Annotated in this window: 16 protein-coding genes; 15 read left to right on the top strand and 1 reads right to left on the bottom strand. The window is 43.0% G+C overall.

What is annotated here, in order from left to right:
* Positions 1–20 precede the first annotated feature (20 nt).
* From purF to purB, 10 genes are all read left to right on the top strand, one after another.
* Entirely contained in the window at positions 21–1,463 is a 1,443-nt protein-coding gene (gene purF, locus FQT24_RS07650; RefSeq protein ID WP_000220615.1) for an amidophosphoribosyltransferase, read from the top strand.
* 212 nt (positions 1,464–1,675) lie between these two features.
* Positions 1,676–2,695 carry a phosphoribosylformylglycinamidine cyclo-ligase gene (purM, locus tag FQT24_RS07645; RefSeq protein ID WP_143952623.1) on the top strand — a complete coding sequence of 340 codons (1,020 nt, stop codon included), beginning with the start codon at positions 1,676–1,678 and terminating at the stop codon, positions 2,693–2,695.
* A complete protein-coding gene (purN, locus tag FQT24_RS07640; RefSeq protein ID WP_143952622.1) occupies positions 2,692–3,246 on the top strand; it encodes a phosphoribosylglycinamide formyltransferase in 555 nt (184 codons plus the stop codon). The genes purM and purN overlap by 4 nt, the downstream gene beginning before the upstream one ends.
* A gap of 38 nt (positions 3,247–3,284) precedes the next feature.
* Positions 3,285–3,908 carry a hypothetical protein gene (locus FQT24_RS07635; RefSeq protein ID WP_143952621.1) on the top strand — a complete coding sequence of 208 codons (624 nt, stop codon included), beginning with the start codon at positions 3,285–3,287 and terminating at the stop codon, positions 3,906–3,908.
* Positions 3,909–3,926: 18 nt separating this feature from the next.
* Positions 3,927–5,474, top strand: a complete 1,548-nt coding sequence (purH, locus tag FQT24_RS07630) for a bifunctional phosphoribosylaminoimidazolecarboxamide formyltransferase/IMP cyclohydrolase (protein ID WP_143952620.1) — start codon at positions 3,927–3,929, stop codon at positions 5,472–5,474.
* 120 nt (positions 5,475–5,594) lie between these two features.
* Complete coding sequence (gene purD, locus FQT24_RS07625; RefSeq protein WP_143952619.1) at positions 5,595–6,857, top strand: phosphoribosylamine--glycine ligase; 1,263 nt, start codon at positions 5,595–5,597, stop codon at positions 6,855–6,857.
* Between the two features lie 186 nt (positions 6,858–7,043).
* Positions 7,044–7,535, top strand: coding sequence for a 5-(carboxyamino)imidazole ribonucleotide mutase (gene purE / locus FQT24_RS07620; protein WP_143952618.1), 492 nt, complete (start codon positions 7,044–7,046; stop codon positions 7,533–7,535).
* On the top strand, positions 7,522–8,613 hold the full coding sequence (gene purK / locus FQT24_RS07615) for a 5-(carboxyamino)imidazole ribonucleotide synthase (RefSeq protein ID WP_143952617.1): 1,092 nt from the start codon (positions 7,522–7,524) through the stop codon (positions 8,611–8,613). Before purE ends, purK begins: the two co-directional genes overlap by 14 nt.
* A 9-nt stretch (positions 8,614–8,622) precedes the next feature.
* Positions 8,623–8,850, top strand: coding sequence for a hypothetical protein (locus tag FQT24_RS07610; RefSeq protein WP_000614695.1), 228 nt, complete (start codon positions 8,623–8,625; stop codon positions 8,848–8,850).
* A 63-nt stretch (positions 8,851–8,913) separates the two neighbouring features.
* On the top strand, positions 8,914–10,209 hold the full coding sequence (purB, locus tag FQT24_RS07605; RefSeq protein WP_143952616.1) for an adenylosuccinate lyase: 1,296 nt from the start codon (positions 8,914–8,916) through the stop codon (positions 10,207–10,209).
* 210 nt (positions 10,210–10,419) lie between these two features.
* Here purB and FQT24_RS07600 read toward each other — a convergent pair whose 3' ends face one another.
* Complete coding sequence (locus FQT24_RS07600) at positions 10,420–11,136, bottom strand: GntR family transcriptional regulator (RefSeq protein ID WP_143952615.1); 717 nt, start codon at positions 11,134–11,136, stop codon at positions 10,420–10,422.
* Between the two features lie 319 nt (positions 11,137–11,455).
* On the opposite strand from FQT24_RS07600, the gene FQT24_RS07595 reads away from it, so the two are divergent.
* Genes FQT24_RS07595 through FQT24_RS07575 form a run of 5 tightly spaced genes read left to right on the top strand, consistent with a single transcriptional unit; the run spans position 11,456 to position 15,869 of the window.
* Positions 11,456–13,243, top strand: a complete 1,788-nt coding sequence (locus FQT24_RS07595; protein ID WP_143952614.1) for a glycoside hydrolase family 35 protein — start codon at positions 11,456–11,458, stop codon at positions 13,241–13,243.
* The gene (locus tag FQT24_RS07590) at positions 13,240–13,716 is read left to right on the top strand and encodes a PTS sugar transporter subunit IIB (protein ID WP_000156970.1); all 477 of its coding nucleotides are present in this window, start codon (positions 13,240–13,242) and stop codon (positions 13,714–13,716) included. The genes FQT24_RS07595 and FQT24_RS07590 overlap by 4 nt, the downstream gene beginning before the upstream one ends.
* 26 nt (positions 13,717–13,742) lie before the next feature.
* Positions 13,743–14,648, top strand: a complete 906-nt coding sequence (locus FQT24_RS07585; RefSeq protein ID WP_023944066.1) for a PTS mannose/fructose/sorbose/N-acetylgalactosamine transporter subunit IIC — start codon at positions 13,743–13,745, stop codon at positions 14,646–14,648.
* A complete protein-coding gene (locus FQT24_RS07580) occupies positions 14,635–15,459 on the top strand; it encodes a PTS system mannose/fructose/sorbose family transporter subunit IID (RefSeq protein ID WP_143952613.1) in 825 nt (274 codons plus the stop codon). Before FQT24_RS07585 ends, FQT24_RS07580 begins: the two co-directional genes overlap by 14 nt.
* Positions 15,460–15,464: 5 nt before the next feature.
* On the top strand, positions 15,465–15,869 hold the full coding sequence (locus tag FQT24_RS07575) for a PTS sugar transporter subunit IIA (protein ID WP_000240985.1): 405 nt from the start codon (positions 15,465–15,467) through the stop codon (positions 15,867–15,869).
* Positions 15,870–16,078: the final 209 nt, after the last annotated feature.

The raw sequence follows: 16,078 nt of genomic DNA, 5'->3' as shown, positions 1-16,078 counted from the left end.
ATAAAAATTAGGTATATAAAATGACATACGAAGTAAAATCTCTTAATGAAGAATGCGGTGTTTTCGGTATCTGGGGACATCCAGATGCTGCTAAATTGACCTATTTTGGTCTCCATAGTCTTCAGCACCGTGGTCAAGAGGGGGCAGGAATCCTTTCCAATGACCAAGGGAAATTAAAGCGGCATCGCGATATGGGTCTTCTATCAGAAGTCTTCAGAAACCCTGCTAACTTAGATAAATTGACGGGGACTGGTGCGATTGGGCATGTGCGTTACGCGACTGCTGGCGAAGCTTCTGTAGATAATATCCAGCCTTTCCTTTTTCGTTTTCACGATATGCAGTTTGGTTTGGCTCATAATGGAAATCTGACCAATGCAGCCTCTCTCAAGAAAGAACTAGAACAAAGAGGAGCGATTTTCAGCGCGACTTCGGACTCGGAAATCTTGGCCCACCTCATTCGTCGCAGTCATAATCCTAGCCTGATGGGCAAAATCAAGGAGGCGCTCAGTCTAGTTAAAGGTGGCTTTGCCTATATCTTGCTGTTTGAAGATAAGTTAATTGCTGCTCTTGACCCCAATGGTTTCCGTCCGCTTTCTATCGGGAAAATGGCCAACGGAGCAGTGGTTGTTTCATCTGAAACCTGTGCTTTTGAGGTTATTGGTGCTGAATGGATTCGTGATTTGAAGCCAGGTGAGATTGTGATCATTGATGACAAGGGAATCCAGTATGATAGCTATACAGATGATACCCAGTTAGCAATCTGTTCTATGGAGTATATCTATTTTGCCCGCCCTGATTCTAACATTCATGGTGTCAATGTCCATACGGCTCGTAAACGTATGGGTGCCCAATTGGCGCGTGAATTCAAGCATGAGGCGGATATCGTGGTCGGTGTGCCCAATTCTTCCCTCAGTGCGGCTATGGGATTTGCAGAAGAATCTGGTCTGCCAAACGAAATGGGACTTATTAAGAATCAATATACTCAACGTACCTTTATCCAACCGACTCAAGAATTGCGGGAGCAAGGGGTACGGATGAAACTCTCTGCTGTTTCAGGCGTTGTAAAAGGCAAGCGTGTGGTTATGATTGATGACTCTATTGTACGTGGAACAACCTCTCGTCGGATTGTTCAACTCTTGAAAGAAGCGGGTGCGACTGAGGTTCACGTTGCTATTGGCAGTCCAGCGCTAGCTTATCCATGCTTCTATGGAATTGATATCCAGACCCGTCAGGAGCTAATTGCGGCCAATCATACTGTTGAAGAAACTCGCCAAATCATTGGTGCGGACAGTCTGACCTATCTTTCAATTGATGGTTTGATTGAGTCGATTGGGATTGAAACAGATGCACCAAATGGTGGTCTCTGTGTCGCTTATTTTGATGGTGATTACCCAACGCCTCTCTACGACTATGAAGAAGACTATCGTAGAAGTTTGGAAGAAAAGACCAGTTTTTATAAATAGACAATAGGTCCTCCATTAAAGAAAAGGAATATAAAAATGACAAATAAAAATGCTTATGCTTCACGTCTCACTACTGACTAAAAGCTAAAGTATTTGTCAGTAGACGCTTTGTCCTATAGGATCAAAGCTAGAGCCCTGACTAGTATTTTTAGATAAAATAATTGTTTATCTAAAAATACGTCGCAATCTTCTCAAAGAAAAGGAATAAATAAATGACAAAAAATGCTTATGCCCAGTCGGGTGTAGATGTTGAAGCGGGTTATGAAGTTGTTGAACGAATCAAAAAGCACGTGGCTCGTACGGAGCGTGCAGGTGTCATGGGAGCTCTTGGTGGTTTTGGTGGTATGTTTGACCTTTCAAAGACTGGGGTTAAAGAACCTGTCTTGATTTCAGGGACTGATGGTGTCGGAACCAAGCTCATGCTGGCTATCAAGTACGACAAGCACGATACCATAGGTCAGGACTGTGTAGCCATGTGTGTCAATGATATCATCGCTGCAGGCGCTGAGCCTCTCTATTTCCTCGACTATGTGGCTACAGGGAAGAATGAACCGGCCAAGTTAGAACAAGTCGTTGCTGGTGTAGCAGAAGGTTGTGTGCAGGCAGGCGCAGCCCTCATCGGTGGGGAAACAGCTGAAATGCCTGGTATGTATGGTGCAGATGACTATGACTTGGCTGGTTTTGCGGTCGGTGTGGCTGAAAAATCTCAAATCATTGACGGCTCAAAAGTGGTAGAGGGAGATGTTCTTCTTGGACTTGCTTCAAGTGGGATTCATTCCAATGGTTACTCTCTCGTCCGTTGTGTCTTTGCGGATTATACAGGTGAGGAAGTCCTACCAGAATTGGAAGGCAAGCAACTCAAGGAAGTTCTTCTTGAGCCGACTCGTATCTATGTCAAGGCTGTCTTGCCACTCATCAAGGAAGAGTTGATCAACGGTATTGCCCACATCACTGGTGGTGGCTTTATCGAAAATATCCCTCGTATGTTTGCAGCTGACTTGGCTGCTGAGATTGAAGAAGACAAGGTTCCCGTGCTTCCAATTTTCAAAGTCCTTGAAAAATACGGTCAGATCAAACATGAGGAAATGTTTGAAATCTTCAATATGGGTGTGGGGCTTATGCTGGCAGTTAGCCCTGAAAATGTAAGTCGTGTCAGGGAATTGTTGGATGAACCAGTCTATGAAATTGGTCGTATCGTCAAGAAAGAAAACGAAAGTGTCATCATCAAATGAAAAAAATAGCGGTTTTTGCCTCTGGTAATGGCTCAAATTTTCAGGTGATAGCGGAACAATTTCCAGTAGAGTTTGTCTTTTCAGACCATCGTGACGCCTATGTGCTCGAACGTGCAGACAAGCTCGGCGTTCTGTCCTATGCTTTTGAACTCAAGGAGTTTGACAACAAGGCAGACTACGAAGCAGCCCTTGTCGAACTCTTGGAAGAGCACCAGATTGACTTGGTTTGTCTAGCAGGCTACATGAAAATCGTTGGGCCAACTTTATTAGCAGCTTATGAGGGCCGAATTATCAACATTCATCCAGCCTACCTGCCAGAATTTCCAGGAGCTCATGGGATTGAAGATGCTTGGAATGCTGGCGTTGCTGAGAGTGGTGTTACCATTCACTGGGTGGATTCAGGTGTGGATACAGGAAAGGTCATCAAACAAGTCCGTGTGCCACGGTTAGCTGATGATACGATTGCCAGTTTTGAAACTCGGATTCATGAGGCAGAGTACAAGTTGTATCCAGAGGTTCTGGATAGCTTGGGAGTTAGGAGAAGGCAGTAAAAACTTGGATTTATTGAATGGAGGAAATAGAGAAAAATATGACAAATAATAGTAGCAGTTTTAATGGGGGGCATAATATTGGCTCAGGAAATTTAGCAGGTGGCAATCAAACAATTAATATTATTAATCCTCAAGACAAGCAATCAGTTGCTGAATACGATATTGAACCTATTTGGAGAAGTCCAATTACAATGGCAGTATTGAGTTGGATTGGTTTCTTCACTTCAATAGGAAGTTTATTACCACTTTACAACTTTTTTGAACCGATTGTAAAATGGGCTAAAAATTCTTTTAATGGGGATATTCCTGATGTTCAAGGGAAGCAAATTTATTTATTTATTTTTTTAGGTTTATTTATTTTTTCAGTTTTCATTTTTTCTTTGCGAAGAATTACTAAAAATCAAACCCGTTATCCTTTAAGATTTAATTATGCTATTAGTGGTGTAAATAAGAGATTGAATATCGAAAGGTTACATATAGACTCTTGTCCAAAGTGTGGTGGAAAATTGAAATACTATAATAAGCCATATGAATGGGTTGATCATTATGACGAGAATGGAAATTTTAAAAAAAGAGAAATTACTAAGAGAGTGCCAGCTTTAGAATGTAAAAGAAATAGTGAGCATTTTTGGTATGTAGATCCAGCTGGAACGAAAATATAATTGATGAAAGGAACAAACATGACTAAACGCGCCTTAATCAGCGTCTCAGACAAAGCGGGCATTGTTGAATTTGCCCAAGAACTCAAAAAACTTGGTTGGGAGATTATCTCAACAGGTGGGACCAAGATTGCCCTTGATAATGCTGGGGTGGACACCATTGCAATCGATGATGTGACTGGGTTCCCAGAGATGATGGACGGTCGTGTTAAGACCCTTCATCCAAATATCCACGGGGGTCTTCTTGCTCGTCGTGACCTTGATAGTCATCTAGAAGCGGCTAAGGACAATCAGATTGAGCTCATCGACCTTGTGGTGGTTAACCTTTACCCATTCAAGGAAACGATTCTCAAGCCAGACGTGACTTACGCTGATGCTGTGGAGAATATTGACATTGGTGGGCCTTCTATGCTTCGTTCAGCAGCGAAGAACCATGCTAGCGTGACGGTTGTGGTAGACCCTGCTGACTATACAGTGGTTTTGGACGAGTTGTCAGCCGATGGTGAAACGACTTACGAAACGCGTCAACGTTTAGCAGCAAAAGTTTTCCGTCACACAGCGGCTTATGATGCCTTGATTGCAGAGTATTTCACAGCTCAAGTCGGAGAACGCAAACCTGAAAAACTGACCTTGACTTATGACCTCAAACAAGCTATGCGCTATGGGGAAAATCCTCAACAGGATGCCGATTTCTACCAAAAAGCCTTGCCGACGGATTACTCCATTGCTTCAGCGAAACAGCTCAACGGGAAAGAATTGTCATTCAATAATATCCGTGACGCTGATGCGGCCATTCGTATCATCCGTGATTTTAAAGACCGTCCAACCGTTGTGGCTCTCAAACACATGAACCCATGTGGAATCGGTCAGGCTGATAACATTGAGACTGCTTGGGACTACGCTTATGAGTCTGACCCAGTGTCTATCTTTGGTGGGATTGTCGTTCTCAACCGTGAGGTAGATGCTGCGACAGCCGAGAAGATGCATGGTGTATTCCTTGAAATCATCATTGCACCAAGCTATACGGATGAAGCGCTAGCTATTTTGACCAACAAAAAGAAAAACTTGCGTATCCTTGCCTTGCCATTTGATGCTCAAGAGGCTAGCGAAGTGGAAGCAGAATATACAGGTGTTGTCGGTGGACTTCTGGTGCAAAACCAAGACGTGGTCAAAGAAAGCCCAGCCGATTGGCAAGTGGTGACCAAACGCCAACCAACTGAGACAGAAGCGACAGCTCTTGAGTTTGCTTGGAAGGCTATTAAATACGTCAAATCAAACGGAATCATTGTAACCAACGACCACATGACACTTGGTGTTGGCCCAGGTCAAACCAACCGTGTGGCTTCAGTCCGTATTGCCATTGACCAAGCTAAAGACCGTCTGGACGGCGCTGTGCTTGCTTCGGATGCCTTCTTCCCATTTGCGGATAATGTGGAAGAAATCGCCAAAGCAGGTATCAAGGCTATCATCCAGCCAGGTGGATCGGTCCGTGACCAAGAATCTATCGAAGCTGCTGACAAATACGGCTTGACTATGGTCTTCACAGGCGTGAGACATTTTAGACATTAAGAACGTAAAGGAAAGAAAACAGTTTCTTTCCTTTTTTGCGTAAAAATGCGGAGTGAAACAAGATTAAAACGAACGTTTGTGATATAATATTAGTAAATAATTCGCAAAAGAGGTTGTGAGATGAAACTACTTGTTGTCGGTTCGGGTGGTCGTGAACATGCGATTGCTAAGAAGTTGCTTGAGTCAAAAGACGTTGAAAAAGTATTTGTAGCTCCTGGGAATGATGGGATGACTCTGGATGGTTTGGAATTGGCAAATATCTCTATTTCCGAACATTCTAAATTGATTGAGTTTGCAAAAGCCAACGATATTGCTTGGACCTTTATAGGGCCAGATGACGCCCTTGCGGCTGGTATCGTGGATGATTTCCATGCGGCTGGTCTCAAAGCCTTTGGTCCGACAAGATTGGCAGCCGAGCTGGAGTGGTCCAAGGATTTTGCCAAGGAAATCATGGTCAAATACGGCGTTCCGACAGCATCCTATGGCACATTTTCCGACTTTGAGGAAGCCAAGGCCTATATCGAAAAGCAGGGTGCGCCTATCGTAGTCAAGGCGGATGGCTTAGCGCTTGGAAAAGGTGTCGTCGTTGCTGAGACGGTTGAGCAAGCGGTCGAAGCCGCTCATGAGATGCTTTTGGACAATAAATTTGGTGACTCCGGTGCACGTGTAGTTATTGAGGAATTCCTTGAAGGAGAGGAATTTTCACTCTTTGTCTTTGTCAATGGCGACAAGTTCTATATCATGCCGACAGCGCAAGACCACAAACGTGCCTATGATGGCGACAAAGGGCCTAACACGGGTGGGATGGGTGCATATGCGCCAGTTCCTCACTTGCCACAGAGCGTGGTTGACACAGCAGTGGAGACTATTGTCAAGCCAGTCCTAGAGGGCATGATCCAAGAAGGGCGTCCATATCTGGGAGTTCTTTACGCAGGGCTTATCTTGACAGCTGATGGACCTAAGGTTATCGAGTTTAACGCTCGTTTCGGAGATCCTGAAACCCAGATTATCTTGCCTCGTTTGACATCTGACTTTGCGCAAAATATTACTGATATTTTGGAAGGTAAAGAACCAGCCATCACTTGGACGGACAAGGGTGTGACTCTGGGTGTGGTTGTCGCATCAAACGGTTACCCACTGGCTTATGAGAAGGGCGTCAAGCTTCCAGCCAAAACTGAAGGCGACATCATTACCTACTATGCAGGGGCTAAGTTTGAGGAAAATAGCAGAGCACTGCTATCAAACGGTGGACGTGTCTATATGCTCGTCACAACAGCAGATACCGTTAAAGAAGTCCAAGAAACCATCTACCAAGAACTCGCTCAGCAACAAACAGAAGGCCTCTTTTATCGAACAGATATCGGAAGCAAGGCGAACAAATAAAATTTCAAAAGCGATTGAGTCGCCAAACCCGATAATGGTTGCCGTGGTGAAAAGACCAGAACAGTATCTGTTCTGGTCGGGGAAACTTTGAGACCTTAGGCTCAAAGTTTAGGAATGAAACCGAAGGTTTGCTTCCGTCCCCACCACCTAAGACCATTATCAAAAAAGAAGAAAAAAGGAAAAATTATGACTAAACCAATTATTTCCATCATCATGGGCTCAAAATCCGACTGGGCAACCATGCAAAAAACCGCAGAAGTCCTAGATCGCTTCAGTGTAGCCTACGAAAAGAAAGTTGTCTCTGCCCACCGTACACCAGACCTCATGTTCAAGCATGCAGAAGAAGCACGTAGCCGTGGTATTAAGGTCATCATTGCAGGTGCTGGAGGTGCAGCTCATTTGCCAGGTATGGTTGCTGCCAAAACAACCCTTCCTGTCATTGGCGTGCCTGTTAAGTCTCGTGCTCTTAGCGGTGTGGATTCACTTTACTCTATCGTGCAGATGCCGGGTGGCGTACCTGTTGCGACCATGGCTATCGGTGAAGCTGGTGCAACCAATGCGGCTCTCTTCGCCCTCCGTCTTCTTTCAGTAGAGGATCAGGCTATCGCGACAGCTTTGGCAGATTTCGCAGAAGAACAAGGAAAAATCGCAGAGGAGTCGACGAATGAGCTCATCTAAAACAATCGGAATTATCGGTGGCGGCCAGCTGGGTCAGATGATGGCCATTTCTGCTATCTACATGGGGCACAAGGTTATCGCGCTGGATCCTGCGGCGGATTGCCCGGCCTCTCGCGTGGCGGAGATCATCGTGGCTCCTTATAATGACGTGGATGCTCTGCGTCAGTTGGCTGAGCGTTGCGATGTCCTCACCTATGAGTTTGAAAATGTCGATGCTGACGGTTTGGATGCCGTTATCAAGGATGGACAACTCCCTCAAGGAACAGATCTGCTCCGCATTTCGCAAAATCGGATTTTTGAAAAGGACTTTCTCTCAAACAAGGCTCAAGTCACTGTGGCACCCTACAAGGTTGTGAATTCTAGCCAAGATTTGGCGGAGATTGACTTGTCCAAAAACTATGTCCTCAAGACTGCGACAGGTGGCTACGATGGCCATGGACAAAAGGTCATTAGCTCAGAAGCAGATTTAGAAGAAGCTTATGCACTAGCGGATTCAGCAGATTGCATTTTAGAAGAATTCGTCAATTTCGACCTTGAAATTTCTGTCATTGTGTCAGGAAATGGCAAGGACGTGACAGTTTTCCCGGTTCAGGAAAATATCCACCGAAACAACATTCTTTCAAAAACCATTGTGCCAGCCCGCATTTCAGAAAGTCTAGCAGCCAAAGCAAAAACCATGGCAGTGCGAATTGCTGAACAGCTTAATTTGTCTGGAACTCTTTGCGTGGAAATGTTTGCGACGGCTGACGACATCATTGTCAACGAGATTGCCCCACGACCACACAACTCTGGGCACTACTCTATCGAAGCCTGCGACTTCTCCCAGTTTGATACCCACATTTTAGGTGTTCTGGGAGCATCATTGCCAGAAATTAAATTACATGCACCTGCCGTCATGCTCAATGTTCTCGGCCAGCATGTCGAGGCCGCTGAAAAATATGTCGCAGAAAATCCAAGCGCCCACCTCCACATGTATGGTAAAATAGAAGCGAAGCACAACCGCAAGATGGGGCATGTGACTTTGTTTAGTGATGCGCCGGATGAGGTGGAGGAGTTTGGGAAAGGGATAGATTTTTAGGACAAGTCTATGATTCAAATCATCGTTAATGCTTTTGTTGAAAAAGATAAGACTGGAGCAGTCGTTGAAGTCTTGTATGCTAGTAGTGATCACGAAAAGGTAAAGGCTAAATATGAAGAGCTAGTTGCTCTATATCCTGAAAACTATTTAGCAATTTATGATTTACCATTGGATACCGATCTCAATGAATTACTACACTATCCATCTGTGTTTATTGGAAAAGAGGAGTTTGAGTAGAAATCTTGGTTTACCTAGATAGCTTATTCCCAACAGCTTACGAAGAAAGGAAAAATTAACAATATGATCGACCGTTACTCTCGCCCTGAGATGGCGAATATTTGGAGTGTAGAAAATAAATACCGTGCTTGGCTTGAGGTGGAAATCTTGGCTGATGAGGCGTGGGCTGAGTTAGGGGAAATCCCTAAGGAAGATGTGGCTTTGATTCGTGAGAAAGCGGGCTTTGACATCGACCGTATTTTGGAGATTGAGCAGGAGACTCGTCATGACGTGGTGGCTTTCACGCGTGCGGTTTCTGAAACGCTTGGCGAAGAGCGTAAGTGGGTTCACTATGGTTTGACTTCTACAGATGTGGTAGATACGGCCTACGGTTACCTCTACAAGCAGGCCAACGACATCATCCGTCGTGACCTTGAAAATTTCACCAACATCATCGCTGATAAGGCTAAGGAGCACAAGTTCACCATCATGATGGGGCGTACCCACGGTGTGCACGCTGAACCTACAACTTTTGGTCTGAAATTGGCGACTTGGTACAGCGAAATGAAGCGCAATATCGAGCGTTTCGAGCATGCGGCTGCTGGAGTGGAAGCTGGCAAGATTTCTGGTGCGGTTGGTAACTTTGCCAACATCCCACCATTCGTAGAGCAATATGTCTGCGACAAGTTGGGTATCCGTGCTCAAGAAATTTCTACACAGGTCCTCCCTCGTGACCTTCACGCTGAGTACTTTGCGGTTCTTGCTAGCATCGCAACTTCAATCGAGCGTATGGCGACTGAGATTCGTGGTTTGCAAAAATCAGAACAACGCGAAGTGGAAGAATTCTTTGCCAAAGGGCAAAAAGGTTCATCTGCAATGCCTCACAAACGCAACCCAATCGGTTCTGAAAATATGACTGGGCTTGCGCGTGTTATCCGTGGTCACATGATTACAGCCTATGAGAACGTGGCTCTATGGCACGAGCGTGACATCTCTCACTCATCAGCTGAGCGTATCATCACACCAGATACAACCATTTTGATTGATTACATGCTTAACCGTTTTGGAAATATCGTCAAGAACTTGACAGTCTTCCCAGAAAATATGATTCGCAACATGAACTCGACATTTGGTTTGATTTTCAGCCAACGTGCCATGTTGACCTTGATTGAAAAAGGTATGACCCGTGAGCAAGCTTACGACTTGGTACAACCAAAAACAGCCTACTCTTGGGACAATCAAGTCGACTTTAAACCGCTTCTCGAAGCAGATCCAGAGGTAACTTCTCGCCTCACTCAAGAAGAAATCGACGAAATTTTCAACCCTCTTTATTACACTAAACGAGTGAATGATATCTTTGAACGTCTTGGTTTAGGATAATTAGAATAAAAATCGAATTTCTATTACTCTATTTATAGGAGTAGAAGAACTTCGATTTTTATTTTTTCTTCAAGTACTTTTGATAAAAATTACCTATATTTTAGTAAAATTTAAACAAATTTAGTCTATCTTAATTGACATATAGAAAATACATTTTTAATGTCATATAATAAACATAGAAAAAGCCCAAGCAAGGCTCAGGCTTTCTTCTTAGTGATCACGGTCACATGAAATGAATTTAATCTTGTAGTAATCCGCTCGTTTATATGTTTCGCTGTATGCGAGAACTTGACCAGTAGACTCAAGCTTAGTAGTCTTGGTTTGTAAAACGGTTGGGAATTGTTCATCGACTCCGAGGACCGAAGCCGCATGTTCTGGAGTTGGAAATGCTATTTCATTGATTTCTTCAAAATGTTCATCATTCATGTGAATGTCGTAATCCAATTTGAAACGGTTATAGATTGAGCTATAATATTCAAGATTTGGATAATTTGCGTTGATATATTGTTCTGGAATGTAAGATGTATGGTAGATGTACACAACACCACCTGTTTCGCGTACGCGTTCAATCTTGTAGTAGAACTGATCACCACGTAGTCCAAGTTTTTCTAAGTAGCTTAGTTTGTTTCCACGCTCAATAGAAAGGACGGTCACTTTATCATCTTTCGTTTCAAAAACTTCTACATCCGAAAACTCTACGAGTTTATGTTTGCGTGCGCGTGAAACGAATGTACCCTTTCCTTGTTGGCGGACAATATAGCCATCCTTGGCAAGGTCGTTTAAAGCGCGAACAACTGTGATAGAACTAACATCATACATTGAAATCAATTCAGCTTCAGTGTAGAATTTATCTCCACTGGCAAATTGACCAGAAATGATTTTGTTCTTTAACTCATCTTTAATATATTGATACTTTGGAATTGCCATATTTTCACCTCGATTTTCCTTCTCCACTAAAAATTTTACCATAAAACTGGAAAGAATAGTAGCCTTTTGAATAAAAAAATTAGAATAATAGGCTATAAGGTTAATTTACCTAGGAATAAATAGAAAAACATACATTTTTATACATGGTACTAAAATGGTGTTATGACTATATATTACAAGATTTTTATAAGTTTTTTGTGTAAAAGTTAGTGAAAAATGAAAAAAATTGTGAAAACCTATTGACAAATGCAGGATATTGAGATATATTTACTATATCAACAAATGAAAGCGTAAACTTTAGTTGTCAGAAGGTAAGAATATGACACGATTTGAGATACGGGATGATTTTTATCTCGATGGAAAATCATTTAAGATTTTATCTGGCGCCATTCATTATTTTAGGGTTCCTCCAGAAGATTGGTATCATTCGCTCTATAATTTGAAGGCTCTTGGTTTTAATACAGTAGAGACTTATGTAGCCTGGAATTTACACGAGCCTCGTGAGGGTGAGTTTCACTTTGAAGGAGCTCTGGATTTGGAGCGATTTCTTCAGACAGCACAAGATTTGGGTCTCTATGCGATCGTTCGTCCGTCACCCTTCATCTGTGCAGAGTGGGAATTCGGTGGTTTACCAGCCTGGCTCTTAACAAAGAATATGAGGCTTCGTTCCTCAGATTCAGCCTATATTGAAGCTGTCGGTCGCTACTATGACCAGCTCTTGTCACGATTGGTTCCACATTTGTTGGACAATGGTGGCAACATCCTCATGATGCAGGTTGAAAATGAGTATGGTTCTTATGGAGAAGATAAGGCTTATCTGAGAGCCATTCGACAGTTGATGGAAGAGCGTGGCGTAACCTGTCCTCTCTTTACATCAGATGGTCCATGGCGAGCTACTTTGAAAGCTGGAACTTTAATCGAAGATGACCTCTTTGTAACAGGGAACTTTGGTTCTAAGGCGCCTTATAACTTTTCACAGATGCAGGAATTCTTTGATGAGCACGGCAAGAAATGGCCACTCATGTGTATGGAGTTCTGGGATGGCTGGTTCAATCGTTGGAAAGAACCGATTATCACACGGGATCCAAAAGAGTTGGCAGATGCAGTTCGAGAGGTTTTGGAACAAGGCTCCATCAATCTTTACATGTTCCACGGTGGTACAAACTTTGGCTTCATGAATGGTTGCTCAGCTCGAGGAACCTTGGACCTGCCACAAGTTACATCTTATGATTACGATGCCCTTCTAGATGAGGAAGGAAATCCAACTACCAAATATCTGGCAGTCAAGAAGATGATGGCAACACATTTTCCAGAGTATCCGCAGTTGGAGCCACTCTACAAAGAGAGTATGGAGTTGGATGCTATTCCACTAGTTGAAAAAGTTTCCTTGTTTGAAACCTTGGATAGCTTGTCAAGTCCAGTAGAAAGCCTCTATCCTAAAAAGATGGAGGAGTTGGGACAAAGCTATGGCTATCTACTTTATCGAACAGAAACAAACTGGGATGCAGAAGAAGAAAGACTTCGTATCATTGACGGTCGAGATAGGGCTCAGCTTTATGTCGATGGTCAGTGGGTTGAAACCCAATATCAGACAGAGATTGGGGAAGATATTTTTTATCAAGGTAAAAAGAAAGCGCTATCTAGGTTAGATATCTTGGTAGAAAATATGGGGCGTGTCAACTATGGACACAAGTTCTTAGCGGATACGCAACGTAAGGGAATTCGGACAGGGGTTTGTAAGGATTTGCACTTCTTACTAAACTGGAAACACTATCCACTCCCACTAGATAATCCTGAGAAAATTGATTTTTCAAAAGGATGGACAGAAGGGCAACCAGCCTTTTACGCTTATGACTTTACAGTCCAAGAGCCAAAAGATACTTACCTAGACTTATCTGAGTTTGGTAAGGGAGTTGCCTTTGTCAATGGGCAGAATCTAGGACGTTTTTGGAACGTCGGCCCGACCCTCTCGCTTTATATCCCTCATAGCTACCTCAAGGAAGGTGCAAACCGCATTATTATCTTTGAGACAGAGGGTGAATATAAAGAAGAGATTCATTTAACTCGAAAACCTACACTAAAACATATAAAGGGGGAAAACTTATGACAATTGTAGGATGCCGTATCGATGGACGTTTGATCCACGGACAAGTAGCCAATCTTTGGGCTGGAAAACTAAATGTTTCACGTATTATGGTTGTAGATGACGAAGTTGTCAACAACGACGTTGAAAAGAGTGGTTTGAAACTTGCGACACCACCAGGTGTAAAATTGAGTATTTTGCCAATTGAAAAAGCGGCAGCCAATATTCTTGCTGGTAAATATGATAGCCAACGTCTCTTTATCGTGGCTCGTAAACCAGACCGCTTCCTTGGTTTGGTCGAAGCAGGTGTACCACTTGAAACTCTCAATGTTGGGAATATGTCTCAAACACCAGAAACTCGTGCCATTACACGTTCTATCAACGTAGTGGACAAGGATGTGGAAGACTTCCACAAATTGGCAGAAAAAGGTGTTAAACTTACTGCTCAAATGGTTCCAAATGATCCAATTTCAGACTTTTTGAGCTTATTAAAATAGGAAAAAATTTTTAGGAGGTCATTGTTATGATACAATGGTGGCAAATTTTACTTCTCACTTTGTACTCAGCTTATCAAATCTGTGATGAGTTGACGATCGTTTCATCTGCAGGTTCCCCTGTATTTGCTGGTTTCATTACTGGTTTAATTATGGGAGATGTGACTACGGGTCTGCTTATCGGTGGTAACTTGCAGCTATTCGTTCTTGGGGTTGGTACCTTCGGTGGTGCTTCTCGTATCGACGCAACTTCTGGTGCGGTTCTTGCGACAGCCTTCTCTGTTTCACAAGGAATTGATACAGCACTTGCGATTACAACAATCGCTGTGCCAGTAGCAGCTCTCTTGACATACTTCGACGTTCTTGGACGTATGACAACTACTTTCTTCGCTCACCGTGTGGATGCTGCAATCGAACGCTTTGACTATAAAGGTATTGAACGTAACTACTTGCTTGGTGCGATTCCTTGGGCTCTATCTCGTGCCCTTCCAGTCTTCTTTGCGCTTGCTTTTGGTGGTGAATTTGTACAACACGTAGTAGACTTCGTTACAAAATACCAATGGGTTGCAGATGGTTTGACTCTCGCAGGACGTATGCTTCCAGGTCTTGGATTTGCAATCTTGCTTCGTTACCTTCCAGTTAAACGTAACCTTCACTACCTTGCAATGGGATTTGGTTTGACAGCTATGTTGACTGTTCTTTACTCATATGTAACAGGTCTTGGTGGCGCTGTTGCTGGTATCGTAGGTACTCTACCGAAAGATGTTGCTGAAAAAATTGGTTTCGTGAACAACTTCAAAGGTTTGTCTATGATTGGTATCTCTATCGTAGGTATCTTCCTTGCAGTACTTCACTTCAAAAATAGCCAAAAAGTAGCTGTAGCAGAACCTTCTACACCATCAGAAAGTGGGGAAATCGAAGATGACGAATTCTAATTACAAACTTACAAAAGAAGATTTTAATCAAATCAACAAACGTAGCTTGTTTACTTTCCAATTGGGTTGGAACTACGAACGTATGCAAGCTTCTGGTTACCTTTACATGATTTTGCCTCAATTGCGTAAAATGTATGGGGATGGAACTCCTGAATTGAAGGAAATGATGAAAGTTCATACTCAATTCTTCAATACTTCTCCATTCTTCCATACCATTATCGCTGGTTTTGACCTTGCCATGGAAGAAAAAGATGGTGTAGGTTCAAAAGATGCCGTTAACGGTATCAAGACAGGTTTGATGGGACCCTTTGCTCCTCTTGGAGATACAATCTTTGGTTCGCTTGTACCTGCTATCATGGGATCTATCGCAGCAACTATGGCTATCGCTGGACAACCTTGGGGAATCTTCCTTTGGATTGCAGTTGCGGTTGCTTATGACATCTTCCGTTGGAAACAGTTGGAATTTGCATATAAAGAAGGGGTTAACCTCATCAATAACATGCAAAGTACTTTGACAGCTTTGATTGACGCTGCATCTGTACTTGGTGTCTTCATGATGGGTGCTCTTGTAGCAACAATGATTAACTTTGAAGTTTCTTATAAATTGCCAATCGGTGAAAAAATGATTGACTTCCAAGACATCTTGAACCAAATCTTCCCACGTTTGCTTCCAGCAATCTTTACTGCCTTTATCTTCTGGTTGCTTGGTAAGAAAGGTATGACCTCTACTAAAGCTATCGGTATCATTATCGCTCTTGCAGTAGGTCTTTCTGCCCTTGGTCACTTTGCATTTGGAATGGGACCTAAATAAGTTTTATGGTAAAATCATTAATTTTGGTCAGCCATGGTCGCTTCTGTGAGGAGCTTAAAGGCAGCACAGAAATGATTATGGGCCCACAAGATAACATTCATGCAGTGGCTCTTCTTCCAGAAGATGGCCCAGAAGAATTTACTGCAAAATTTGAAGCTGCTATTGAAGGATTGGATGATTTCCTAGTCTTTGCGGATCTTCTCGGTGGAACACCATGTAACGTGGTAAGCCGTTTGATTATGGAAGGTCGTGACATCGAACTTTACGCAGGGATGAATCTTCCAATGGTGATTGAATTTATCAATGCGAGCCTTACAGGTGCAGATGCGGACTATAAGAACCGTGCTGCAGAAAGCATTGTGAAAGTTAATGACCTGTTAGCTGGCTTCGATGATGACGAAGATGAATAATACTCTTCGAAAATCTCTTTAAACCATACTAGTGTCGCCTTGCCGTAGGTATATGTTACTGACTTCGTCAGTTCTATCTGCAACCTCAAAACAGTGTTTTGAGCAGCCTGCGGCTAGTTTCCTAGTTTGCTCTTTGATTTTCATTGAGTATACGATGTGATAACGTGAAAATCGTTAGAGCATTTTATATAGAATATACATGGGAATGG

The organism is Streptococcus mitis (genome assembly GCF_901542415.1).
Classification (GTDB): domain Bacteria; phylum Bacillota; class Bacilli; order Lactobacillales; family Streptococcaceae; genus Streptococcus; species Streptococcus mitis_BL.
This window is presented reverse-complemented; position numbering and strand designations above follow the sequence as displayed.